Genomic DNA, 1271 nt, shown 5'->3' on the forward strand with positions numbered 1-1271 from the left:
AGACTATTCTATAAGCATAAATAGCATAGGTGAGATAAATATATATTATGATTCAAGATATGAAAATAAGATACAGAGTGTAGTTGATGAGATTGAACAGTTATTCAAGTCTCAAGTTAAAAATTTTAGTATGTCAAAATTTAAGAATTGATAATTAGAAGGTGGCAACTAGAGTTAGTTACTGCCTTCTTTTTTATTTGTGTTGAAAAGAATGTCAATATATGTTAATTTGTATAATAAGCTGGAGATATATTATTAATGCTAGGAGATTAATTATGAAGAGAATGAAGTTAGTCTTAACAACAGTACTATCTTTTATTGTAATGTTTCTAATATTACATTCAACACCCACACTAGCACTAAAGACTCATGTATTTTTTAATGGATATTTCAAAGAAGCTATCACTACAGGAATAATTGATGATGAGTTACATAATAAAATAGACAAAGAAAAGTTATCGAAAGAAAATGCGAAATACTATACATTAACTAAACCTCCTTTGGATAAAGCTACAGAAAGCTATTTAAGAAATTATAAAGTCTCTAAGAAAGCTCCTTTATATTTTGCTGAGTATTATGGAGATTGTTAAGCTTTATAATACTTTTTAGAGTGTTCTCTCAAGATTATCTAGTTATATTAGACAAAGTAAAAGGTGGTAGGAAAATCCTATCACCTTCTTTTGATTATCAATTCTATCAGCATTTTATTATAAATAGTTTACATAGTTATATATTTCTTTCTAATTAAATAATAAGATACCAGTGTTATAATAGCTACTAATATTAATGCTGTCATTGCAGTATCTGAATTTTTTATTAATAAGCTAATTATTATGTATTCCAAGCCTATTAAATATTGATAAAATATTTCTAGTTTAACAACTTTTCCTCTATCTATATTTCCATACTTTAATTCTAATTTATCTAAATATTTTTTCTTGCAATAATTAGCTTTACGTTTAATTAAATATCTTATTGTAGTTACTATTATAACTGCTATTCCAATAAGTACAAGATAAAGATTACCAAAATCCATAGTAGATACCTCCTTTATAATATAATAACCAATTCATATATAATATATAATTTTCCTAATAAAAGTATATCAGCAACACACGTATAAAGCTATCTCTTATACCCATCTGACGCAGCCAACGAAGACTTAGGTGTAGCTGTCGATTATAGCCGTATCATGCAGAAAAAGATCTAATAACACAAACAATCGGACCACGCAGAGACGCAAAAGACAGACAACATAAAAACACACAAAA

The 1271-nt window shown here is 26.7% G+C and carries 2 protein-coding genes; one reads left to right on the plus strand and one right to left on the minus strand.

Annotated elements, in window-relative coordinates:
* Positions 1 to 275: 275 nt before the first annotated feature.
* On the plus strand, positions 276 to 590 hold the full coding sequence (locus tag KGF50_RS21485) for a hypothetical protein (protein ID WP_227849944.1): 315 nt from the start codon (positions 276 to 278) through the stop codon (positions 588 to 590).
* 128 nt (positions 591 to 718) lie between these two features.
* Here the strand turns inward: KGF50_RS21485 and KGF50_RS21490 are convergent, their stop codons facing one another.
* Entirely contained in the window at positions 719 to 1036 is a 318-nt protein-coding gene (locus KGF50_RS21490) for a hypothetical protein (protein ID WP_227849945.1), read from the minus strand.
* Positions 1037 to 1271 lie beyond the last annotated feature (235 nt).

Source organism: Clostridioides sp. ZZV15-6598 (assembly GCF_020657705.1).
Classification (GTDB): domain Bacteria; phylum Bacillota; class Clostridia; order Peptostreptococcales; family Peptostreptococcaceae; genus Clostridioides; species Clostridioides difficile_F.

Bases quoted from the DNA above. Each gene is read 5' to 3' on its own strand.
- KGF50_RS21485 (WP_227849944.1), top strand. From the start codon at position 276: ATGAAGAGAATGAAGTTAGTCTTAACAACAGTACTATCTTTTATTGTA.
- KGF50_RS21490 (WP_227849945.1), bottom strand. From the start codon at position 1,036: ATGGATTTTGGTAATCTTTATCTTGTACTTATTGGAATAGCAGTTATA.